The 23,576-nt window shown below is 58.8% G+C and carries 16 protein-coding genes and 2 pseudogenes; 12 read left to right on the forward strand and 6 right to left on the reverse strand.

Annotated elements, in window-relative coordinates; genetic code table 11:
• Positions 1–70 precede the first annotated feature (70 nt).
• The gene (locus tag KGA88_RS10950; protein WP_223590893.1) at positions 71–1,141 is read left to right on the forward strand and encodes an acyltransferase family protein; all 1,071 of its coding nucleotides are present in this window, start codon (positions 71–73) and stop codon (positions 1,139–1,141) included.
• Positions 1,142–1,256: 115 nt separating this feature from the next.
• Here the strand turns inward: KGA88_RS10950 and KGA88_RS10955 are convergent, their stop codons facing one another.
• Positions 1,257–3,305, reverse strand: a complete 2,049-nt coding sequence (locus KGA88_RS10955) for an acyltransferase family protein (protein WP_223590903.1) — start codon at positions 3,303–3,305, stop codon at positions 1,257–1,259.
• 168 nt (positions 3,306–3,473) lie between these two features.
• Here KGA88_RS10955 and KGA88_RS10960 point away from each other — a divergent pair, with 168 nt between their 5' ends.
• From KGA88_RS10960 to KGA88_RS10980, 5 genes are all read left to right on the forward strand, one after another.
• Positions 3,474–3,632, forward strand: coding sequence for a hypothetical protein (locus KGA88_RS10960; protein WP_181431978.1), 159 nt, complete (start codon positions 3,474–3,476; stop codon positions 3,630–3,632).
• Between the two features lie 202 nt (positions 3,633–3,834).
• Positions 3,835–4,395, forward strand: coding sequence for a YSC84-related protein (locus KGA88_RS10965; protein ID WP_223590905.1), 561 nt, complete (start codon positions 3,835–3,837; stop codon positions 4,393–4,395).
• Between the two features lie 193 nt (positions 4,396–4,588).
• Complete coding sequence (gltS, locus tag KGA88_RS10970; protein WP_223590907.1) at positions 4,589–5,803, forward strand: sodium/glutamate symporter; 1,215 nt, start codon at positions 4,589–4,591, stop codon at positions 5,801–5,803.
• Between the two features lie 168 nt (positions 5,804–5,971).
• Positions 5,972–6,271, forward strand: coding sequence for a hypothetical protein (locus KGA88_RS10975; protein ID WP_110662799.1), 300 nt, complete (start codon positions 5,972–5,974; stop codon positions 6,269–6,271).
• Between the two features lie 159 nt (positions 6,272–6,430).
• The gene (locus tag KGA88_RS10980; protein ID WP_223590909.1) at positions 6,431–8,170 is read left to right on the forward strand and encodes a dipeptidase; all 1,740 of its coding nucleotides are present in this window, start codon (positions 6,431–6,433) and stop codon (positions 8,168–8,170) included.
• A gap of 57 nt (positions 8,171–8,227) precedes the next feature.
• On the opposite strand, the gene KGA88_RS10985 is transcribed toward KGA88_RS10980, so the two are convergent.
• The 3 genes from KGA88_RS10985 to KGA88_RS10995 form a co-directional block, all read right to left on the reverse strand.
• Positions 8,228–8,755 (reverse strand): GNAT family N-acetyltransferase, encoded by a 528-nt coding sequence (locus KGA88_RS10985; protein WP_223590939.1) that lies wholly within the window; start codon positions 8,753–8,755, stop codon positions 8,228–8,230.
• A gap of 103 nt (positions 8,756–8,858) precedes the next feature.
• Entirely contained in the window at positions 8,859–13,256 is a 4,398-nt protein-coding gene (locus KGA88_RS10990) for a response regulator (protein ID WP_223590911.1), read from the reverse strand.
• 51 nt (positions 13,257–13,307) lie between these two features.
• The gene (locus KGA88_RS10995; protein WP_223590913.1) at positions 13,308–14,465 is read right to left on the reverse strand and encodes an HD-GYP domain-containing protein; all 1,158 of its coding nucleotides are present in this window, start codon (positions 14,463–14,465) and stop codon (positions 13,308–13,310) included.
• Positions 14,466–14,733: 268 nt separating this feature from the next.
• On the opposite strand from KGA88_RS10995, the gene KGA88_RS11000 reads away from it, so the two are divergent.
• The gene (locus tag KGA88_RS11000) at positions 14,734–15,435 is read left to right on the forward strand and encodes an EthD domain-containing protein (RefSeq protein WP_223590924.1); all 702 of its coding nucleotides are present in this window, start codon (positions 14,734–14,736) and stop codon (positions 15,433–15,435) included.
• Between the two features lie 724 nt (positions 15,436–16,159).
• Here KGA88_RS11000 and KGA88_RS11005 read toward each other — a convergent pair.
• Both KGA88_RS11005 and KGA88_RS11010 read right to left on the reverse strand, forming a co-directional pair.
• Positions 16,160–16,447 (reverse strand): hypothetical protein, encoded by a 288-nt coding sequence (locus KGA88_RS11005; RefSeq protein ID WP_223590926.1) that lies wholly within the window; start codon positions 16,445–16,447, stop codon positions 16,160–16,162.
• Complete coding sequence (locus KGA88_RS11010; protein ID WP_223590940.1) at positions 16,444–17,400, reverse strand: AraC family transcriptional regulator; 957 nt, start codon at positions 17,398–17,400, stop codon at positions 16,444–16,446. Before KGA88_RS11010 ends, KGA88_RS11005 begins: the two co-directional genes overlap by 4 nt.
• Before the next feature lie 172 nt (positions 17,401–17,572).
• Here KGA88_RS11010 and KGA88_RS11015 point away from each other — a divergent pair.
• From KGA88_RS11015 to KGA88_RS11040, 5 genes and pseudogenes are all read left to right on the forward strand, one after another.
• Positions 17,573–18,042, forward strand: a pseudogene (locus KGA88_RS11015) (hypothetical protein); the annotation flags it as partial.
• Positions 18,043–18,177: 135 nt separating this feature from the next.
• Positions 18,178–19,590 carry an NAD(P)/FAD-dependent oxidoreductase gene (locus KGA88_RS11020; protein ID WP_223590928.1) on the forward strand — a complete coding sequence of 471 codons (1,413 nt, stop codon included), beginning with the start codon at positions 18,178–18,180 and terminating at the stop codon, positions 19,588–19,590.
• Positions 19,591–19,606: 16 nt separating this feature from the next.
• Entirely contained in the window at positions 19,607–20,566 is a 960-nt protein-coding gene (locus KGA88_RS11025) for an alpha/beta fold hydrolase (RefSeq protein ID WP_223590930.1), read from the forward strand.
• A 174-nt stretch (positions 20,567–20,740) separates the two neighbouring features.
• Positions 20,741–20,899, forward strand: a pseudogene (locus tag KGA88_RS31765) (gamma-glutamylcyclotransferase); the annotation flags it as partial.
• A 221-nt stretch (positions 20,900–21,120) separates the two neighbouring features.
• Positions 21,121–23,247, forward strand: coding sequence for a TonB-dependent receptor family protein (locus tag KGA88_RS11040; protein ID WP_223590931.1), 2,127 nt, complete (start codon positions 21,121–21,123; stop codon positions 23,245–23,247).
• Positions 23,248–23,576 lie beyond the last annotated feature (329 nt).

The raw sequence follows: 23,576 nt of genomic DNA on the forward strand, positions 1-23,576 counted from the left end.
CTGGCGGTAGGATACGCGCCCAACAACAAAATACTCATCACGCACCAGGGTCATCCAATTGGCTGTAACCATGACTAAAGACCGCATAAACGAAATCGATCTACTTCGGTTCCTCGCGGCAATTGCCGTCCTGTTCTTTCATTATTCCTTTCGTGGACATGCCTACGACGATCTGTCTGTCATGTCTTACCCCTGGATAGTTCCAGCCGCAAAGTATGGGTATCTTGGTGTTCAGCTGTTTTTTATGATCAGCGGCTTTGTGATATTCATGACGGCTTCAAATGCGAACCTGAAGTCGTTCGCAATATCCAGGATCGTCCGGCTCTACCCTGCATTCTGGGCGTGTTGCAGCATTACATTTATTGCGATCCTGTTAATGGGCAATGGACGCTTTTCGGCCACATTCACTCAGTATCTCGCCAACATGACCATGTTCAGCGAGTTCATGAAGGTCCCGTCTATCGATGGTGCCTACTGGTCAATTTTCATCGAAATTCGCTTTTATCTTTTGATTGCCATTCTGCTGGCATTTAAACAGATGCGAAATGCAGAATATTTCATGATTGCCTGGCTCGCCTATACAGCGAAGACTGCACTATTTGGGGCTGACAAGCTGTCTGTGTATTTGATTTCCGAATATGCGGCATTCTTCATTGCGGGCGCTTCAATGTTCATGGTCTGGAAAAATGGATTTTCCATCATCCGTACCGCGACTATCGCTCTTTCTTTTGCCTTGGCGATGTATCAAGCGTTGAAGCAAGCCAGCGTATTGACCGGTGTTTTCAAGCTGGAAGTAGACCCACTCGTGGTCATTGCGATCGTTACGAGCTGCTTCGTTGCAATGTTGCTCAGCGCTACTCGCAACACCGGATTCTTTGGCCGGACAAACTGGACAACGCTCGGGGCGCTGACTTACCCGCTCTACCTCCTGCACCAATTCATAGGCTTCATGACGTTCAACCTGCTATACGACAAGGTCAACGTCCATTTGCTCTTCTGGGGTGTCATCGTGCTGGTTCTGGCCGCTGCTTACGCGGTGAATCAGCTCATCGAAAAACCCATGTCTACGCGTCTTCGTGCTTTACTCCAGCGCCTCCTTGGCAACAGGGTTTCGACCGAATCGGTTACGAAAGCCGACTGATTGCCCGCACAATGAGTTGTGGAACCAGGAATGCAAAAGCCCGACACGATGGTCGGGCTTTAATTTGGTATCACGGAGCCCCCTTTGAGGCTAATGGCCTCAAAGGGTTACCGAGCTATTTCACTGGATACTTACCCAACAAATCATCAATAACTAGATCAGCGCCAAATATAGTCAAGTGGTCGGAATTATAGTAGAGCGGCTTACCACCAGAAGACCCATAACAATATTTATCATCACAGAAAACATTTTTCGGGCTATAGACCTTCACCGAAGGAAACTCTGAAACCAGTTTGGAAAACATATCAGAGTAAACCTTATATCTCGCTTCGTAATCCACGCGACTCATACCGCAGACTTCTCTGACCTTATTACCTCCAATCACCAAAGGTCGATATTCAAAGCAGCTTCTTACATTGAACTCTAGATCAGGGTTATCACTTAAAAATATGATTTCCTTTCCAGAGCGCACAAGCTCGGCCAAGACTTTCCGCCCAACCTCGACAAATGAATCAGCCTCTTTATCAGTCAATGCACGAGGAAGTCGATAATTCTCATTATAAATACCGAACCCACCAGAAGCGAGATAACTCCAGTACCCGGCGAGATAGACAGTCTTAATGCTCGAAGTTTCCGCCGCAAATTTTAATGCTACGATGAGGTTATTCTCACAGCCACTGGCAGACATATGCGTGACCGATGAAAAAGGAATGCAACTCTGCGCCCCCAAATTCATAACTGACTTATCAGGCAGCTTACGCGCCAGGCTCTTGTAATATTGATTACTATGAGAATCACCCATAATCAATATTTCCGGGGCATAATCCTTGGATACCAGGCAAAAAAAGTAACCTTTGAGTTCAGGATACAGATTATCGCAAGCCTCGTTGCGATAAGGCATATGTGGATACGCTGCGGCCAATTCGATAGAACCATAGTGCTTGTCCAGGCTCGCTCTCGAGCCAAGACCATCAGCCTTGTACACTCCATACCCAGCAAGCCCGCAAACGAACATCAGCACAGCCAATACACAAACCTTCATTTTGCTTTGAACGCCCAGACGAATAGGACGCTCAATGAATCTGTAGGTGATCCAGGCTAATGCAATAGACAGCAAAACCGCTGCTATCCGAGCGCGCCGGCTTGGCACCCCGCTTTCCATGATACGAAGAAAGGACAATATCGGCCAATGCCACAGGTAAAGGGGAAAACTGATCAAACCAAACCAAACGGCGATTTTGTTTGATAACACCCAGCGATTCAGAAAAGCACTGGAACCTGAAGCTATAATTAATACAGCTCCCAAAACCGGAAGTAACGCCCACTTCCCTGGAAACTCTACTTTCTTACTGACACACCAAAAGCCAATAAGAATTAGCAAAAAACCAATAACCGATAAAACGTTAGCAAGCGTTTTTCCGTCACTCCCGGACCGTTCCCGACCAATGACAGAGCACAGCATGCCGTCGAGCCTTAGCCCAACCCGAGAAAAAAAATCTTTTTTATACAACGCAAGCCAGGCCAGCATGCTTCCACACAACAATTCCCAAAACCGGGTCTGCGGTGAATAGAAGGTAGCCACAGAATCTTTGCTCACCCCATAAACGTTAAGGCAAAAAGATATAGCCGCAACAAGCAAAGTCAAAGCAAAAAGATTGAATTTGCGCCGCCACGAAAACCAAAGCACGAACGGCCAAACAATATAGAACTGTTCTTCAATCCCCAGACTCCACAAATGCAACAGCGGCTTTACATCTGCGGCGATATCAAAATACCCAGCTTCACTCCACAAGGCAAAGTTAGAAACAAACCCCGCACCAGCGGCAATATGCTTACCCAGTTGTTTATACTCTTCAGCCAGCAGGGCAAACCAGCCAAACGTAAAACTGGCGATCAGCACACAGAGTAATGCTGGAAAAATGCGTTTGATGCGGCGGGCGTAAAACTCCCTAAAGCTGAACGCATCCCTGTCCAGGCTTTTAAAGATAATCGTAGAGATCAAAAAGCCGGAGATGACGAAAAAAACATCAACTCCAATGAATCCTCCACGAATCAAGCCTGGAAACGCATGAAATGCTACGACAGCCAATACAGCAATAGCTCTGAGGCCATCGATGTCCGGTCGGTACTTTGGGTGCGACAGATGTGGATGCGAAGCTGGCATTGAGGATAGAACTCTCTGGCGATGTGCAAGACGCAATCTTGTTCAGCACATAGGAATGAGTGGGCGCGGAGAACAAACCAAAAAAACGTCGCATTCTAGCTCAGTCCCGCGCGCCCTAAACAACTATTGTCTGCCGGCCCGAGAGCCATACCCGAATTTGGCGCAGCAATGCTGATTGAAGATAAATGCACAGATCCGTGGTTCCAGATGCTGACCTTCGATCAACTGCGCCATGCCCGGGAATACACCAAGGCAAGCGAGAATTCCGTCAAGCTCACGTGTGCCGTGCAGCCGCGCAACGCCGGGTTCTGCAGCTATCAGAACTGACAACGAACCTGGCCCTCACACAGTGGTCACAACAGTTGATGGCATCGCAAATGATCAGTGGCCTCGGCCAGCTTCATTCACAAGCGATGCTTGCATTTCACACATTTCAGGGTGCGCCGGATAACCTCAGTGGGTTCGGTTCCTGCCTGGCGCAGGGGCTTACCGCTGCTCTCATCCCATGCTCCCTCAGCGGAGTACGCAAATGACTCGATCAATACGCTTGTTCCTCTCGTTCTTCCTCGCGACTGCAGCATTGGCATCGGCCGGTTTACTGAACAATGCAGGAGCGGCCACCGCCGAGGATCTCAACGCCGATGCTCGACAAGCCTTGCAAACGCTGTACAAGACCCATCCTTTTTCCGAAACCATCTCGCACAAAGCCAAGGCTGTGCTGGTTTTTCCGAAAATCATCAAGGCAGGTCTTGTGTTCGGCGGCAGCTACGGTGAAGGCGTTTTAATGAAAGGCAGCAAAGTCGAGAACTACTACAACTCCGTCAGCGGTTCCTGGGGGCTGCAGGCCGGCGCCCAGTCGTACGGCTATGTGGTTTTCCTGATGACCGATAAAGCCGTGAAATATGTAGCCGAAACCAAGGGCTGGGAAATCGGCGTGGGGCCAACGGTTGTCGTGGTTGACGAAGGGGTTGCGAAGAACCTGTCCAGCTCGACGCTGAAAGACGACGCCTACGCGTTCATCTTCGACCAGCAAGGGCTGATGGCGGGTGTCAGTATCGAGGGAACGAAGATTTCCCTGATCAAGCGCTGAAGTCCGTCGTTTGATTGGCCATCGGGAGCGTGATGACGACTTGGCCGTTTAGGCTAGGCTGTCATCACTCCCGGCACACAAATGTACCTGGTGATTGCGGCACAGGCCTGTATCGACAGTTCATTGATACAGGTCCATATATTGAATGTGCGAATCCTGATAATGATTTTTCAGTTTTCCAGGTAGGCCTTAAATGACTTCACAGCTCTTCCAGGTTCACGGCCTCGTGAGTTTTACACTCGCCATCCTCCTGCTTTTCCTCGGCAAGACCCTCGTCCAGCACAACACCTTCCTGCGTCAATACTGTATTCCCGAATCGGTGGTCGGCGGCTTCGTCTGTGCGGCGGTGACGTCCTTGCTTTACTTCGGCCTGAATATCCAGATCGAATTCGACCTGCAGGTTCGCGATACCCTGCTGCTCTATTTCTTTGCCGGCATTGGCTTGAAGTCGGACATGCGCCAACTGCTCAAGGGTGGGCGCCCGCTGCTGATCCTGCTGTTACTCGCCGCTGTGTTCATTCTCCTGCAGAACTCGCTGGGCATGGGTGTGGCCCAGGCGTTTGGGCTTGATCCCAAGGCGGGCTTGATGGTGGGATCCATTTCCCTCACGGGTGGGGTGGGCACGACCCTGGCCTGGGCGCCGCTGTTCATCGATAAGCTGGGGATCAGTAACGCACACGAACTGGGCATCGCCAGCAACACCGTCGGCCTGATTGCCGCTTGCGTCATCGGCGGCCCGATCGCCAACCGACTGATACATCGTTATCAGCTATCGACGTCGGGGGATGCGACACTGGAAGTTGGCATTCTCGACCAGCAACCGAGCAAGCCACTGGACTACTACGACGTGCTCTGGGCCTGGATGTGGCTCAACCTGACCCTGATGGCCGGTTATGGGCTCAACCTGCTGCTGGTCGATGCCGGCGTCACCCTGCCCAAATTTGTCAGTTGCCTGTTCGCGGGCATCGTCATTCACCACATCGTTCTCGCCGTTGTGGGTGATCAACGCCTGAAAAGCTGGAGCGGTGCCAGCCAGGGCCTTTCGCTGATCTCCGACATCTGCCTGGGCATGTTCTTGACCATGGCCCTGATGGGGCTTCAGCTATGGCAACTGAGCGGCGCATTGATGTTCATTCTGTGCGCATTGACCCTGCAAATTCTGCTGACGGTCGCCTATACGTACTTTGTGGTGTTTCGCTTGATGGGGCGTGATTACGAAGCGTGCGTGATTGCTTCGGGATTCGGCGGGATTGCCCTCGGGTCCACCGCGACGGCCATCGTCAACATGTCGACCGTGACGCAAAAGTACGGCGCGGCGCACCAGGCGTTCCTGATCGTGCCGTTGGTCTGCGGCTTTTTCATTGACCTGGTCAATGCCGTGATCATCAGTATGTTCAGTGGCCTGTAGCGAGCTCAACTCGACTCTCGGACGGCCAGACACGCCGAACTTGGGAAAGCAGACGAAAGGAGCAGCAGGATCGATGCCGCAAGGATAGGCTCAGGGAAAGAGTGTGCCCCCAGCCCTGATCCGGCCAGGTACGATCGCAAATGCGCCTGTTGCTACAGGGGAACCGGGATGACGGGACATACTGTACGCCAATGCTCGTCATGGATCCTGCTATCCCTGCTCGCCGTCGATCTGGCGTTGATAGCCGGCTGTTCAGGCAAATCCAGCGCGGCTCGCTACTCCGCCGCAAATATTGGCTCGGCCTGCTATGCAAAAGCACTCCCCACCGTCGGCGAAGGTGGCCTCGCCTGGGGCGACACCTTGAGCATGGCCCGGCAGAAATCCCTAAGCAATTGCGCCCGCTATGCCGGCCGATCGGGCGGCACACCGAGCACCTGCCAAGTGGTGCTGGCAGAATGTAAGCACTGATGGGCGGTTTTTCGTTTCTGCGCCGCTTTTGCGTTTCTGTGCGACAGATCCCACTTCAGGGGCTCCCGCTTCACAGGCTCGTGGTGTTAGTTTTGAGATGTTTCTGACAAAGCGATCAGATATTTCTTACAACCCGCCTGCAAAGGAATGCCCCCAGCAATGGATTTTTCACTCAAGCACCTGGCTGCGACCACCCTCATGCTCGCCAGCCTTTCGTCGTTCACCACGGCTGCGCAAGCCAACATCACGCCAGAACAGAGCGCGGTCATCCTCAAGACTTTCAATGATGCGTCGGTCAAGGATTTCAGGCAGTTCCTCGCCAGCCTGGCCAAGAGCGATATCGCCAGGACCGACAACCTCGGCGCGGCCATCGGTGCCTTCCTCGACAACAAGACGCTGTCCGCCGAGCAGCAGAACGAAATCCATCGTTTGCTCGGTCTTTATGCCCGGGTGAAATACGGCAGCGCCGCCACCGAAACCTTGAAGGAACTGGTGGCCATTCCGACAGTGAACGTGGAAGGGGTGGCCCAGCACGACAATCCCGAATTCCTCAAGATCGCCGAGAAGATCAAGGGCCTCGCCCAGGCGTTCAACCTGAACTTCCGCAACATCGACAACCGCGTCTACGAGATTTCCCTCGAAGGCAGCGGCGATGAAGTCGTGGGCATTCACGCCCACGCCGATGTGGTGCCGGTGACACCGGAGAACTGGGTGCTGCAGGACGGCACCCGCCTCGACCCGTTCAAGGTCACCCTGATTGGCGATCGCATGTATGGCCGCGGCACCGAGGATGACAAGAACGGCATCGTGGTGGCGCTCTACGCCATGAAGATCATCAAGGAAGAGAAGCTGCCGCTGGCGCGCAACTTCAAGCTGCTGGTCGACACCACCGAAGAGACCACGGGCGACGCCATCCCCTACTACTTCGAACGCAACCCGACGCCCAACTACAACCTGGCGCTCGATGGCGGCTACCCGGTGGTGATCGCCGAGAAAGGCTACGGCACCGTCATGGCCAGCTTCGCCAAGCGCGCTGGCGAGGGCAAAGGCGCGGAGATCATCTCGATGACCGGCGGCCTGGCCACCAACCAGATTCCGTCAACATCGGTCGCGACCCTGGTAACCGACAAGCCCGCCGAACTGGCCGCCAGCCTGCAAACCGCCGGCAGCGAATATGCCAAGCGCAACGGCGGCAACTTCGAAGTGACGGCCAAGGTCGACGGCAAGGACGTCAAGTTGACGGTCACCGGCGTGTCCGCGCACTCCTCCGAGCCCGAGTCCGGCGTCAACCCGGTGGCCAGGATGCTCGACTTCATCAATAGCCTCGACGGCAAGGTGGCGCTCAAGCACAACCAGATCACTGACGCCGCCCGCTACGCCGCCGACAACTGGGGACTGGACTACTTGGGTGGCAAGTTGGGGGTTGGTTTTGCCGATGAGTTCATGGGCCCGCTGACCACGTCCCTGACCTATGTCGGGATGGACGACAAAACCTTCAAACTCGCGGTCAACCTGCGCGTACCGAAGGGCAAGTCGCCGGAGGCGCTCAAAGCCGAAATCGCCGGCAAGCTGGATGCCTGGAGCAAGAAGACCAGCATCGCACCGGTCTTCGACCTGTCGATCGCCGAACCGATGTACCGCAACCCCGAGGGTGAATGGGTCAAGGCCCTGCTCGCGGTGGCCAGCGAAAACCTCGGCATGGAACACAAGTTCGGCACTTCCGCAGGTGCTACGTCCGTGCATGAACTGCCCAACGGCGTGCAATTCGGCCTGGCCATGCCGGACGTCAAATACACCGGTCACAACGACAACGAGTTCAAGACCACCGAGCAGTTCCTGCTGGACTTGCAGATCGTCACCGAAATGATGGGCCGCATCGGGCAATTGCCGAAGCTCTGACCCCCTTCGGGCCCGCCTTCCTGGCGGGTCCGATTGCAGACCTGTGGTTGGCGCACGCTATGGCACCTGGGGCACCCGCCATGACATTGCACAGCGACTATCGGGTGCAAAACCGCAGGCATATTCCTGAGCCAGGATCTCTGCCAGGCGCTTATCCAACGTTGCCCCCGCACAATGCTCAAACCCCAGCCGCCGGTAAAAGGGCGCGTTCCAGGGCACCTGTGTGAACGTTGTCAGCGTCACCAAAGCCAGCTGTTGCAATCGCGCATAGTCCATCGCCGTTTCCACCAGTTTTCGCCCCCAGCCCTGCCCCTGCGCGGACCGCCTGACCGACAACTCGTAGATATGAAGATCGCTGCCGTGGCGTTCTGCGCTCAGGAAACCTTGAGGCCGGGCATCAGCATCGACTGCCACCCAGCACGTTGAAAACGCGATCAACTGCCTGTGACGTTCGACTGTCATGGTGGCGGCGTCCGCCAGCCAACCCAGTTCTTCGATCGAACGGAATGCTTGCGCAGCGCTCCGTTCAATACGGGGCAACAAATGCGCGTCATCGGGTAAAGCCAGGCGAATGTGTGCAGGCATGTTTTTTCGAAATAATGGGGTGCTGGCCTGAAATTCTACACGGCCTGAGCCGGGTATGAGGATTGCTGGAAACACGACTCGCATGTCCGCTCATGGCAATTGATCAGGACAGGTTTTCCAGCAACTCCAGCGCCTGATCGAAGTCAAAGCACTCCGCTTGCCGCACAACCCGAAGCAACTGCTCGGTCATCCGCGGGTCTGAAGCCAGCCCCTGCAGTTTGAGCAAGGCCGTCAGCGCCTGGGTGTCGCTCTCGGCCAGCAGAGACCGGGCGTGGGCCAATTGCACATGCCACTCGCTGCCCGGTGGCACGCTCGATGAGTCTGCGGACGATGTCGCTTCGCCGAGCACCGACAATCCTTCCAGCACCGGTGTCAGGCAGCGTTCAACCTCCGCCAGCCGGTCGGCCAGCTCCTGCTGCGCCCCATCGCTTTGGCATGCCTGCTCCAGCGCGGCGGCGGCGTTCGCCACTTCAACGGCACCAATGTTGCCCGCCGTACCCCGTAAGGTGTGGGCCAGCCTGACCACCGCCGAAGGATCGCCTTGACCTCGGGCAGCCAGGAACTCGGCGCAAAAAGCCTGGTGGCTGGAGCGAAACTTGCGCAGCAGGCGCAGATAGAGTTCGACCTTGCCCATGCAGGTGCCCAGGCCCGCGTTCAAATCAATACCGGGAAGGCTGGCTGGCAGACTCGCCGCTGACTCCGTGGTGAGCGCTGAAACATCGGCCGACTTCGCGCCACGGTCAGCTCGCGGATGTATCCACTTGGCCAACGTGGCGAACATGTCGTCGACGTTCAAGGGTTTGGAGATGTGGTCGTTCATGCCGCAGGCCAGCGCCCGCTCACGGTCTCCCGCCATGGCGTTGGCCGTCATGGCGATCACCGGCAGGTTCGCCCAACGTGACTGCTCACGTATCTTGCGGGTCGCGGTATAACCGTCCATCACCGGCATCTGGCAGTCCATCAACACGCCATCGAAGTCGGCGTCACGCGCCAGTTGCTCAAGCGCTTCTGCGCCGTGAATGGCCAGACACAGCTCGATCCCGGCGCTCTCCAGCAGTTCACAGGCCAGCTCGCGATTCAGCTCATTGTCTTCCACCAACAGCAATCGCGCGCCACGCAGGCTGGCCATGGCGCTGGCGCTCTGACCGAGTCGTTCGCTGGTGCGGGTATCGGCCTGGGGTATCTTGCCGAGCACTGTGCCCAGCGCCTCAAGCAAAGTGGACGGCGTCACTGGCTTGGTCAGTACCACCGGCAGTTGAATGCCGTGCCGGCTGGCCACTTCGCGAGCCTCTTCGCGACCGAAAGCCGTGACCATGATCACCGACGGCGTTTGCGCCAGTTTGGCGGCACGCATCTGCCGTACCGTCTCCACACCGTCCATGCCGGGCATGCGCCAATCCATCAGCACCAGATCATAGGGCAGCACCTTGGCTTCGGCCTCCACCAGCATGTCCAGTGCGGCCCGACCACTGTGCGCAACGTCCACCTCCACGCCAAAGCTGCGCGCCATGCTGGACAGGATCTCGCGCGCGCTGGCGTTGTCATCGACCACCAGCACACGGCTGCCCAGTAATTCGTCGGCGGTCACCATGCGCCGCAGTTGACTGTCGCGCTGCACGCCCAGGCTCACCTCGAAATGAAAAGTGGAACCAAGGCCCGGCTCACTCTCGACCCAGATGTGTCCGCCCATCAACTCCACCAGATGCCGGGAGATGGCCAGGCCCAACCCCGTGCCACCGTACTTGCGGGTGGTGGAGCTATCGGCCTGGCTGAACGGTTGAAACAGGCGCGAGCACTGCTCGGTACTCATGCCGATCCCGCTGTCACGTACCCAGAAATGCAACTGTACCTGCTCTGCTGCCGAGCCGCGCCGCTCTACTCCGAGCACGATTTCGCCCTGCTCGGTGAACTTCGTCGCGTTGTTGCCCAGGTTGATCAGCACCTGGCCAAGTCGCAATGGATCGCCGATCAAGGCGGTCGGCAGTTCGGCATCTGTACTGAACAGCAATTCCAGGCCTTTATCCTCGGCTTTCAGGCCAATCATGCTGGCAAAGCTGTCGAGCACGTCCTCGAGGTGGAAGGGAATGTGCTCCAGGTGCATCTTGCCGGCCTCGATCCTGGAGAAGTCGAGGATGTCGTTGATGATCACCAGCAGGTACTCCGCCGAGCGATGGACCTTTTCGATGTAGTTGCGTTGGCGATGGTCGAGTTCGGTTCGCAGTGCCAGGTAGCTCATGCCGATGATGGCGTTCATCGGCGTGCGGATCTCGTGACTCATGGTGGCGAGGAAATTGCTCTTGGCCCGGGTCGCCTCTTCTGCGGCCTCGCGGGCGCGCTGTACCTCGGCCTCGGCGATCTTGCGCGCGGTGATGTCGAAGTACCAGTTGGCCCCCATGCCCCGCTCTCCCGGCGTCATCGTGACGGACGAAACCAGTACGTCGACGCGCCCGCCTGTGGCACGTTTCAGGGTCGTCTCGAAGTTCAGCACCGGACCTTGCGATGCCGCTTCAAGAAAGCGCTGGTGCGCCGCAGGGTCGACCCAGAACTGCCCCGGATCCACACCCTCGAGCTCAGCCAGACGCGTTCCGAACAAGCTGTCGAACTGCGGATTGCAGTAGGTCGGACGACCGTCGACGTCCCTGATCACCATGGCCACCGGGCTGCTGTCGAGGACTGCGCGCAGCTGAGCCTCGCTGGCCTTGAGTGCCGCCTGCAGATGACGGCGTTCACTCACGTCGCGCACCGAAGCGCACACGCAGGCTCCGCCCCCTTCCAGCCTCGGCAGATGCGACAGGCTGATCTCTGCCGAGAACAGACTGCCGTCCTTGCGCACGCCTTGCAGGTCGTCGAGATTGGCACCCATCTGGCGGGTTTCGCCGTGGGCCATGAATCCTTTGCGCAGCGCCACGTGGCGCCCTCGACTGGCCAACGGCACCAGGCGATCGATGGACTCGCCGAGCAGCTCACCGGCGCTATAGCCGAACAACTGATCCAGTTGGCGATTGGTGCGCAGGATCTGTCCTTCGGCATCCACCACCAGCATGCCGTCCGGCGCCGCTTCGATAATCCCGCGATACCAGGCTTCGGTGGCGCGCAACGCCGATTGCTGGGATTCCAGTGCCTGTGCCTGCTGCTCCAGTTGCAGCGCCTGCTCCGCCATTTCATTGGCCTGGCGCCGGGTTTCCGCCAACAGGGTCTTGACCGCCTGATTACGCTCGAGAATCGCCATGGCTGCGGCCAAACGTGGGGTGGCTTCCTGTAACAGCAGCAATTCGCGCTCGCCCAAGGGTTCCAGGCCAGCCAGTTCGAGCACTCCCAGCAAGCGCTCGCCACGCACAATGGGTTGCAGCAGCAGGCAACGGGCCGGGACCTCGCCCAGCGGCGAGCGCAAACGCCAATATTGCTCCGGCATCGCCTGGAACTGACGTGGCAGGCGATCCACCGCGCACTGTCCCAGCAGGCCATCGCCGAACATGACTTGCACCTCGGGTGGGCGCTCGGAATCAGTGGCATAGCGGCCCATCAAATGCAGCGTGCCAGCGTCCTCCTGCGCGCTGTACAGCACCCCTTGGCAGATTCCGTGCAGGCTCGCCATGCATTGCAGGAACACCTGCGCCAGTTCCTCCGGCGTTTCTGCCTGCTGCAGATCGACCTGCAATTGTGCGGTATGCGCCTTGATCCAGCGTTGACGCTCAAGTTGTTGGGACTCGGTCTGCAGTTTGGCGATGGCCCGCGCCAGATCACCCGTTTCGTTGTTCAGGTCGGTATGGGGAATCGGTTGATCGAGCTGCCCCGAGGCCAAGTGATCGACCGCCACTCGCACCCGGTTGAGCGGATTGCGAATCGACTGGCTGACGACCCAGGACAACAGCAATGCCAGCGACAAGCCACCGAACAACAGTACGTAAGTGAGCATGGTGCTGTGCTCGGCAAACTCGGCGATGTCCTTGGCCGTGTCGCGAATCGAGGCTTCCTTGATCTGGGCGATCGCATACAAAAGGGCGTCGGCCTGCTCGGCGATTTGCTGGAACTCAGTGCTATTGAGCAGCAACAGCGCCTTGCTCTGCTGGCCCTGGTCGATCAACACGAACGCCCGGTCGCTTTGGCCCTGCAATTGTTGCAGCAGCAGGTCGAATTCAGCCAGACGCGCCAGGTTTTCCGCACGCTTGAGGGTCACTTTTGCATGGGCCACCGCCTGCTGCAGGCGATCCTGGGTATCACGCAACCGCTGCAGGGATTCGACGCGAATCTGTGCGCTGTCGGTGCCCACCGCACGCTGCAATCCTTGCATCATTTGCGGCAGGAGCACCCGTGCTTCCTGCAGGTGCTCCATGCCGACCAGTTCCTGCAGATAGAGGTTCTGCATGTCCTGCTTCAGCGATTGCTGCGTGCGCAGGCTTTGCACGCCGAGCACCAGCACCAACAGCAGCAGCGCAGCGAAACCCAGGATCAGTTTGTGAAGCAGCGCCAGGCGCTCAAGCAGGTTGCGCAATCGGGCCATGACTATCCTCAAGGACCTGGTGAAAACACTGACAAAGGGGTAACAGCGGGTTCACGGAGTCTGGCCGGTACGCTCCAGGGCCGCCCGCTTGGCGGCCATGTCCTGATCGGTATCGGCGAAACGCGCGGCAATGGTCTGGAACTGTTCAACGCAATCGAGGAAGGCATCGCAGACGTCCGGATCGAAGTGCGTGCCTCGCCCCTGACGAATAATCTCGACGGCCTGCGCGTGAGGCATCCCCAATTTATAGACCCGACGGCTGATCAACGCGTCATAGACGTCCGCTACTGCCATCAACCGGGCGCTGATGGGGATGTCGTCACCCGCCAGCGCTTGGGGATACCCGCTGCCGTCCCACTTTTCCTGGTGACTGTAGGCAATCTCCTTGGCCAGGCTGAGGAACTCGGCGCGAATGCCGAGCTGGTCCTCGGCATGCTGGATGGCGTCACGCCCGAGCGTCGTATGAGTCTTCATGATCTCGAACTCTTGCTCGGTGTAGCGTCCCGGCTTGAGCAGGATATGGTCGGGAATGCCGATTTTGCCGATGTCGTGCAGCGGCGCCGACTTGAACAACAACGCGATGGTGTCGTCGGTAAGAAAATGACTGAAACGCGGATGATCACGCAGATGCTCGGCCAGCACCTTGATGTAGTGCTGGGTCCGCCGGATATGGTTGCCCGTTTCGTTGTCGCGAGTCTCGGCCAGTGAAGCCATGGCCTGGATGGCCACATCCTGGATCGCAATCACCTCGCGGGTCCGGCGCGCCACTTCCTTTTCCAGATAGTCGTTGTGATCACGCAGGAAGTCTTGCGCGGCCTTGAGCTTGAGCTGGGTATCCACCCGCGCCAGAACCAGCGCCGGCCTGATCGGTTTGGTGATGTAGTCGACAGCGCCCAGCTCCAGGCCAAGGATCTCGTCTTCGGTCGCGGCCATGGCCGTCAGAAAGATGATCGGAATGTCGCGGGTACGCGCGTCACGCTTGAGCTGCTGCGCCACCTCATGGCCCGATAGCCCGGGCATCATCACATCTAGCAGGATAAGGTCCGGAAGTGTGTCGCCCTGAAGTACGCGTAAAGCCTTTTCACCGCTATTGGCGGCCTTGACCCGGTAGCGATCCTTGAGCAGATCAGTCATCAGCATCAGGTTATCGGGTGTGTCATCGACCACCAGGAGGGTCGGCGGGCTGTAATGACTCTGTTCGGCACTCATGGCGGATGGCTCCCTTGCCCGACATAGATACTCCAAGGCAACACGTCTCACTGCCGCCCCAGCGCACGAAAGCTTAGCTGCTGTTTTGCAGGGCTGCCCGACGTCGAGCGAAGCCATTGCCCTCATATCGTTGGTCAATAGTCTGTTTGAGGTATTACCCAAGGCTGACCTTGATTGACTATGACGCCAGGGATTTTCGGTCATTCGGGTGGACCAGGCAGCACGACCGCTGCTCCATCCATCAACCGCAACGAGGAGCTCGATAGCTATGGAAAAAGTCATCTACCTGCTGTGGCGTGATACTCAAGTCAGTCCTGATACCTTCGCCCATCGCCTGCGCAGTGAGGTCGCCGGGCAATTGCAGGCACTCGGTGCCCGTGCTGTGCAACTGAACCTGTCCGATGCCGATGTGCAGCCTGCAGCCGGCCTGCGCCAGGAAAACAATCGACCACTGCCCGATGGCAGCCTGTCGCTGTGGCTGGACAGCGCCAACGGGCCGGCTCGTCGCCCTTTCGACGACGTGATCAATGCGGCAACGGCGCGCATGGCCGCCTACCTGGTCTGCGAGTCGGTCGCTATCGCCAATACTCGCTTCCGCGCAACGCCCGGTGAACGTACCCACGGGTTCGCCCAACTGGCCCTGCTGACCCGCCCTCCACGCCTGACTCCCGAGGCCTGGCTGGACATCTGGCGCAACCATCACACGGCGGTGGCCGTGGACACGCAAGATAACTTCCAATACGTGCAAAACCTGGTGGTGCTGGCTTTGACGCACGGCGCTCCACGGATCGATGCCATCGTCGAAGAATGTTTTCCGCCGGCGGCCATGACCGATCCCATGGCCTTTTTCGATGCGGTGGGCGACGAAGCGAAATTCCAGCACAACCTGGCCGTGATGATGGACAGCTGCAGCCGCTTCCTCGATTTCGACAAAATCGATGTGCTGCCCACCAGCCAGTACTGCCTGTAGGGCCGGGAATCGTCATGCGTGAAGCCGGATAATCGAGATCTGGACCTTGATTATGTCCAGAATGTCCGGCTGGCACCGAAATGTTGTTCACTTAAGACGTGGTGGGGCGGTGTGCATATCCGTTTCTGCGGTAACGGCCGCTTAGGGTTCCGCTCTTACAGCGGGTCACTTTGGAAAAGCCCCAAAGTAACCAAAGGGCTCTTGCCCCTTTCGTTCGGTGCCTCGCCCAGGCTCGGCCTCTCGAGGGGGCAAGAAGATCAAAAGCCAAAGCCAAACCGAGGCGGCCTACCGGCCGGCCTGATCGCTAGGCTGTACACACCTCCCTGTAGGAGCTGGCTTGCCGGCGATGACGTCATCCCAGCCAACACTGCTGCACCTGACACACCGCCATCGCCGGCAAGCCGGCTCCTACAGGGATTGAGTACATCTGAAAGAAATTGGTCGGCCGACAGGCCGCCTTCGCGAGCAAGCCCGCTCCCACAGAAGAGCAAAGGCAAATCGACGTACACCCACGCCCCTCACCACTCATCAGGCCGAGCGTTAGCTCGCCTGCAGCTCTTGATCTTGACTCACCCGCCCCCTCGGAAGGCCTCGTTCCGGTGTTCATCCGGGGATTGGCGCGCAGCGCCGTTCGACGCAGTCGAACTCATCGCATGTAGGTGCCAGCGAAGCCAACCGGAGGGCGATGCCCCCGGATGAATGCCGGAGCGAAGGAACGCCGAGCCTAGGCGAGGGGCCGGACGCCAGGGGTGAGACCTTTTGGTTCCTTTTGGGGCGTTTGCCAAAAGGGACTCGCCGTAAGGGCGAAACCATAAGCCGCCATCACCGCAGCAACGGATATGTACACAATCAAAACAAAAGACAGGCCGGCTGTCAGGCCGCCTTCGCAAGCAGGCTCGCCCCCACAAAGGAGCACCAGGGTTACTTTCGACTGATCCGGCATTGCGAAATGCTTGCCTGACGCAACAAAACTCAAGCGAACAACATTACGGCTGGCACCAAACGCTTTCATACCGATTGCCTGCGCCAAGTGCCGGGGGATGTACCGAACTGGCGCTTGAAGGCGCGGCTGAACGCGGCTTCGGACTCATAGCCCACTGCAAAGCCGATTTGCGCCACATTGCCACGACCTTCACGCAGCTGTTGAGCCGCCACATGCATACGCCAGAGCGTCAGGTATTGCATCGGTGGCTGGCCGACCAACGCCGTGAAGCGCTCCGCGAACACCGAGCGCGACATGCCCACCTCCAGCGCCAGGGCTTCAGCCGTCCAGTCCTCGGTCGGACGGGCATGGAGCAGCGCCAGTGCACGCCCGATATGCGGATCGCGCAACCCCGCCAGCCACCCGCGCCGCTCGGCGGGGAGGCTGGCGACATACTGGCCGACAGCTTCGACGAAGAGCAATTCCGACAGCTTGGCGATGACCGTTGTCGAGCCGACGCGCCCGGCCGCGATTTCACTGACGGCAAAACGGAATGAGCTTTCGATCCAGACGCCGGAAGCCGTCGCACGCAAGTCCAGTTTCAATAAGGAAGGCAGCGACGACAGCAACGGACTGAAGGGTGTTTCAGAGCCGAGGAATCCACACAATAGCTGCGTGGCCACGCCGCCCCCGCCGTACTTGATCCGTGATATGCCGCCAACTTCCGGCGACTGGTTCACTTCGCGCGCCGGCATGGGCGCAATGCTCAGATCGCTGCCAAACGAATGGGCGTCGTTGCGAGGCAGCAGGATAAGTTCGCCTGCCCCCACGTCCATGACGGCACCACCGTCGATTTGTATTTGCATGCTTCCGGCGGCGACAAAATGCGAGGCAATGATATGTCGGGGTGTCGCCAGGAACGGTTTGCAATCCTCCGCCGAGAGTCTTCCGTTGATGCACCAGGGCGCAGTGAGTTCCGCCTCGAGGAAGCCCCCCCCAGACAGCCGAATCACACGCAATACATCAGAAAGCGCATCCAGCAATTGCCAGCCCTCCTTCCGGACGCCTGAGCAGGTTTTCAGGCGCACTGGTCATTCACCGCCTGAACTGCGACGCCTAGATTAGCACCAACGCGGACTCAGCGATCGGGACTGTCCCCAGCGGTTTCCATGGTCAGTGGCTCCGACGTCAACCCCAGTGCAACAGGAGATCCAAATGAATAGCGTCGTCACCCTACCCGACTCTGAGTCAGGCAACACCGCCCGCTATGCGCAGATGGTCAGGTCATCGAAAAAAACCGAATGGCAGATCGACCGTGATTTGCTACAGGACCGCCGTTTCGACTTCTCGCGCAAGTTCCTGCCCGACGGACTCTCGCTGGTCGACCGCCTGGGCTTTCTCGCCACGGCCGAGGCACGCCTGCTCAGCCAGATCCAGGGCCGAACCTATGCGTACATCTTTGGCCTGGTCGAGCGATTCATCAGTGCGAAAATGCTCGATCAAGGTCGGGCCCATGTATTCGACAATCAACTCGCACTCGAAGCGCTGGTGCGTTTTTCCAACGACGAGATCAAGCACCAGGAACTGTTCCGGCGCATGGAAACGATGATGGGGTCGCAATTACCGGCGGGGTATCGTCAGCTGGCCGATCCAATGAAGTGGCACGCGCGGTACTGGCGGCCAGTGCCGCAGAAACGGCTGGTGAGGCGTAATTCAGTTCCATCAGTTATGCGTGTGAGGAGTATTCGTTCTATACGGCCAGGTATTGCTAGCTAATCTACTGAGGTCAAAAGGAGCAACCTTCAGAAAGGCGAAAGCATATGGAAGCAAACCTGATCGAAACCGACTATCTGATCATCGGTGCTGGCGCGATGGCCATGGCTTTCGTCGATACACTGCTCAAGGAAACGAATGCACAGATCGTGATGGTGGATCGACACGACCGACCAGGCGGGCACTGGAATGATGCCTACCCTTTTGTCCGATTACACCAGCCCTCGGCCTTCTATGGCGTCAACTCACGGGAACTGGGCAGTGGAACCAAAGACCATGCCCGACTGAACGAGGGCTTGTATGAGCTAGCCTCCGGCGCCGAAGTGGTCAGCTACTACGACCAGGTGATGAATCAGCAGTTTCTGCCGTCAGGTCGGGTCCGTTACTTCCCCATGTGCAACTACACCGGCGACGGCATTGACGAGCACCGCTTTACCTCACTGGTCAGCGGCGCAAACCATCAGGTCCAGGTCGACAAAAAGGTGGTAGACGCCACCCATGCCCAGACGGCAGTGCCCTCGACCCACCCGCCCAGGTACAAGGTGGAGCCCGGCGTGCAATGCGTGCCACTGAACAACCTGCCGAAGATCCAGCAGCCACACGCAAGCTACGTAGTGGTGGGATCGGGCAAGACCGGGATCGATGCTTGCCTGTGGTGTCTGCAAAACGGTATTGCGCCCGAAAAAATTTGCTGGATCATGCCGAGCGATCCGTGGTTGATCGACCGCGCCAACCTGCAACCTGGCCTCGATAACTTCGAACGAACCATCGGCGGCCTCACGGCACAACTCAAGGCCATCGCCGCCGCAGATTCGATCCCTGACCTGTTCGCAAGGCTTGAGGCATCCGGTCAGCTGCTGCGCATGGATAAGTCCGTCGACCCCACGGCTTACCGCTGCGCCACTGTCACCCAGGCAGAATTAAGTGAGCTTCGACGCATCGACAACATTGTGCGCCTGGGCAAGGTACAGGTGATCGAGCCAACTCGCATCGTGCTCGAGCAAGGCAGCATCGCCACAAGTCCAAATGCCCTGCACATTGACTGCAGTGCCAGTGGCATCCCGACAATGCCGGATATGAAGGTGTTCGATGGGAGCAAGATCAACCTGTGGATGTTAAGCAGTTGCCAACCGTTGTTCAGCGCGGCCTTGATCGCCTATGTCGAAAGCCATCTGGACGATCAAGCGCAAATGAACGCGCTTTGCACAATGGTCCCCACCCCCCACGTCCCCACGGACTGGATCAGAATGTGGGCGGTCTACCTGGGTAACCAACTACGCTGGGGAGAGCATGAAGGCCTGACCCACTGGATCAGGCAGTCGCGCTTGTACTTTCTGACCGCGGTGGTCAGGGGCTTTCAAGTAACCGACACCGAGAAACTGGCACAGCTGCACCGGCTCTCTGTCAGCAAACAACAGGCCCTGACGAATCTGCCGCGGTTGCTGGAGTCCATCGCTTGAATTGCAGGAAGCACACATGAATCAGCCACACCTCGAAATACTCGACATCAATGGCATCCGCATGCAGGTCGCAATCCAGGGCTCAGGCCCGTTGGTCCTGCTATGCCACGGTTTCCCGGAGCTAGGGTACTCATGGCGCAATCAGCTTGCTGCGCTGGCGGCGGCCGGCTATAGAGCGGTCGCGCCCGACATGCGTGGCTATGGCGGCACGGATGCGCCGGCCGAACCCGACGCCTACACCACACTCCACCTGGTAGGCGACATGGTCGAGTTGGTCAACGCACTCGGCGAACAGCAAGCCGTGATCGTCGGTCATGATTGGGGCGCGCTGGTGGCCTGGAGCGCCGCATTGATGCGACCCGATATGTTCCGCGCAGTGGTCGGCATGAGCGTCCCCTTCTCGCCCCCCGGGCGCGTGGAACTCCTGGGCGCGCTTGCCGCGCGGGGTATCAGCGACTTCTACATCCAGTATTTCCAGACGCCGGGTGTGGCCGAGGCCGAGCTGGAAAGGGATGTCGAATCGTCGATCCGGCGCATCTACTTCAGTGGCTCGGGTGACGGCCCCGATGCGCTTGTGTTCGGTCAACTGCAGCCGGGCAAAGGCTTCCTGGGGGGGGCGATCGAGCCCGAAACCCTGCCCGCCTGGCTGACCCTTGAGGACATCGCCTACTACACCCGCGAATTCACCCGCAGCGGATTTCGCGGCGGCTTGAACTGGTACCGCAACATGACACGCTCATGGGCACTGCTGGCGCCCTGGCGCGATTGCATTATCCGGCAGCCGTCGATGTTCATTGCCGGAAGCCGCGACGCGGTGCTGAAGTTCCCGGGCTCCGCGCGGCAGATCGAAGCCTTCGCGCAGACACTGCCAGGACTGCGCGGCTGCCATATCCTTGAAGGTGCCGGCCACTGGATTCAGCGAGAACGCGCGACCGAGGTCAATGAGCTGTTACTGGGTTTCCTGAAAAAACTCTGACCACGCGTTCAATGTTTAACCCATGGCGGGAGGACCGATATGGCACCCCTGAGAACCAAGCCCGCCAAAGGACTGGACCTGACGGCAGAACTTGTCGCTCGCGTTGAGTGTTTTGAGCCCGATCCCGGTCCCGAACCGGGCACGGCCGAACACACCAAGGCAGAGTTTGATGCGATGGTGGAGGCACTGTTGTACGAATACAAACCACAAGAGCTTTGGATCTTTGCCTATGGCTCGCTTATCTGGAATCCGGAGTTCGATTTTCTGGAGAGCCGTAGCGCCACTGCCTTCGGCTGGCATCGATCGTTCTGCCTCAAACTGACTCGCTGGCGCGGCACACGCGAACTGCGCACTTCCTGCGCTGCGATGCCTGCCAACGGATTTACTGGGAAGGTTCGCACTGGCGCGGCATGTGCGCATTGCTGGCACCGCTGCTGAACCGCCAGCCGCCAGCCCTTGGCGGACACAAAAAAACAAAATTGCCATGTGCTCCCTTCGTTCCTTCTTGCGTCGCACTGTTCATTGCCTGTTCCCGTCCGTCTGGAGTTTTCCCCATGCCCTCGCCTCAATACTTGCCCACTGCATTGCTGGGCCTGGCCCTTGTTTGTCCGGCCATGGCCGAGGCTCAGGGCCTGGAACTGGGGCAAGTGTTGATCGGGGCCGAGGACCAGAGTGATGAGGACCTGGCGATCGAAGACGCCAAGGCTCGGCTGGCCCGGGTGCCCGGCGGCACCAATGTGGTCGACATGCGCCGCCCGTTGCAGGGTCGCGTCGCCAGCAACCAGGATGTGCTGGCTTACCAGCCGGGAATCTATGCCCAGTCGGCGGGCAACGAAGGGGTGAAGATTTCGATCCGTGGATCGGGCATCAACCGCGCCCCGGGCGCCCATGCCTCGGGGCTGTACACCCTGCTCGACGGCCTGCCGCTGACCGGCCCTGGCGGCACGCCCTATGAATTGCTGGAGCCGCTGTGGCTCGACCATGTGGAAGTGCTGCGCGGCGCCAACGGTTTCGACCGCGGCGCCCTGGCCTTGGGCGGGGCCATCGATTACGTCAGCCACACCGGCTACGACGCGCCGAAGTTGCAGGTGCGCTACGCAACGGGCAGTCACGGTTATCAACAACGTCAGGTCAGCTCCGGACAGGTGCTGGGTGCCTTCGATTACTACCTGGCCATGACCGACGCAAACGCCGATGGCTACCAGGACCACACGGCCAGCGAGAGCCAGGGCGTCATCGCCAACTTCGGTTATCGCTTCAATCCCAACCTGGAAACGCGCTTCTACCTGCGCCACCGCCAGACCGACAACGACCTCGCGGGACGGGTGACCAAGCATTCCATCGAGCACGATCCACGGGCGGCCAACCCTGCGTACGTGGCGCGGGACGACCGCCGCGACGAGCCGGGCAGCACCTTTATCGGCAACAAGACCACCTACTACATCGATGACGATTCCAGCATCCAGGCCGGCCTGGTCTACCACGACTACCCAATGGATTTGCGTGAGGGGCCCAACCGCCTGAAGGTGGCGTACACGGATGTCAGCGGCACGTTCGACTACAAGCGTCGCGACACGCTCTGGGGCCTGGAAAGCGTCAGCACTGTGGGCCTGCGAACAACCAAACACCTGCCCAATGCCGGCGCCAGCGAGTTCGTGCGCATCCCCACCGGCAACATCGCCGGCTATGCGCCGGGTACGTTGATGCGCAACTTCACCTACCAGGGTTCGGACAGCGTCCTGCATGTGGGCAATGACCTGGAGATCGCCGACGACCTGAGGCTGACCACCGGCCTCGCCGCCATCTACACCCGCCGTGAAAGCACTGTCACCTACCCGCAAAGTGGTGGCAAGACCAGCCTGCACGACTGGGACTACGCCCCGCGCGTGGGCCTGCGCTATCAGCTGACACCTGACCTGCAACTGTTCGGCAATCTCAGTCGCTCGGTCGAAGCACCGCACCCGTGGTCGCTGATCTATAGCTCGAACATTCGATTCCCGGCAGGCAGCGGCCCCGCCACAGGCGCCCAGCGTGATCCGGTCAAGCTGCAAAACCAGACCGCTACCACCCTGGAAATCGGCGGCCGTGGCGACAGTTCGCTGGGGCAGTGGAGCCTGGCCTGGTACTACGCCCAGGTACACCACGAACTGCTTTCGGTGTTGCCGGATGCCAACGCCACCACGCCCTACGAACTCAACGCCAGCCCCACCGTGCACCAGGGCGTGGAAGCCAGCCTGCTGAGTCCCCTTTGGTCGCCGGGCGATGGCGGCCAGTTGAGCCTGCGCCAGAGCTACACCTTCAGTGACTTCCACTACCGCGACGATGACCGCTTCGGCGACAACCGCCTGCCCGGCCTGCCGATGCACTATTACCAGGGCGAACTGCGCTACGACTGGCCCCAGGGGTTTTTCGCCGCGTTCAACACGCAATGGGTGTCGAAAGTGGCGGTCGATTACGCCAACAGCTACTACGCCGATCCTTACGCCATATTCGGCGCGACACTGGGCTACAACGCACCCAAGGGTGACTGGCAGACCTGGCTGGACCTGCGCAACCTGACCGACAAGCACTATGCCGCCACGGTCACGCCGGGCTACGACGACAAAGGGCTGGACGCCGCACGATCCACGCCCGGCGAGGGCATGGCGATGTACGTCGGGGTGTCGTGGAGCCTGCTCTGAGGCCGGATTGAATGTTGGCTGTGCCGGCCTCTTCGCGAGCAAGCCCGCTCCCACCGGTTTATTGGGCGCTCCCGGGATCTGTGCCTGGCTGCAATCCACTTTGTAGGAGCTGGCTTGCCAGCGATGGTCGTTAACGATGACGCGTGTGGACTGGATAAACGCGGCGCCCTTGAGTCCATCGCCAGCAAGCCGGCTCCTACAGTTTGGCGCTCAAATCATTTCGACCATGACGCGGTCCCTTGTAGGAGCTGGCTTGCCAGCGATGGCGGTGTGTCAGGCAATGGAGATGTTGGCTGTGCCGGCCTCTTCGCGAGCAAGCCCGCTCCCAC

It is taken from the genome of Pseudomonas sp. A-R-19 (assembly GCF_019956575.1).
Taxonomy (GTDB): Bacteria; Pseudomonadota; Gammaproteobacteria; order Pseudomonadales; family Pseudomonadaceae; genus Aquipseudomonas.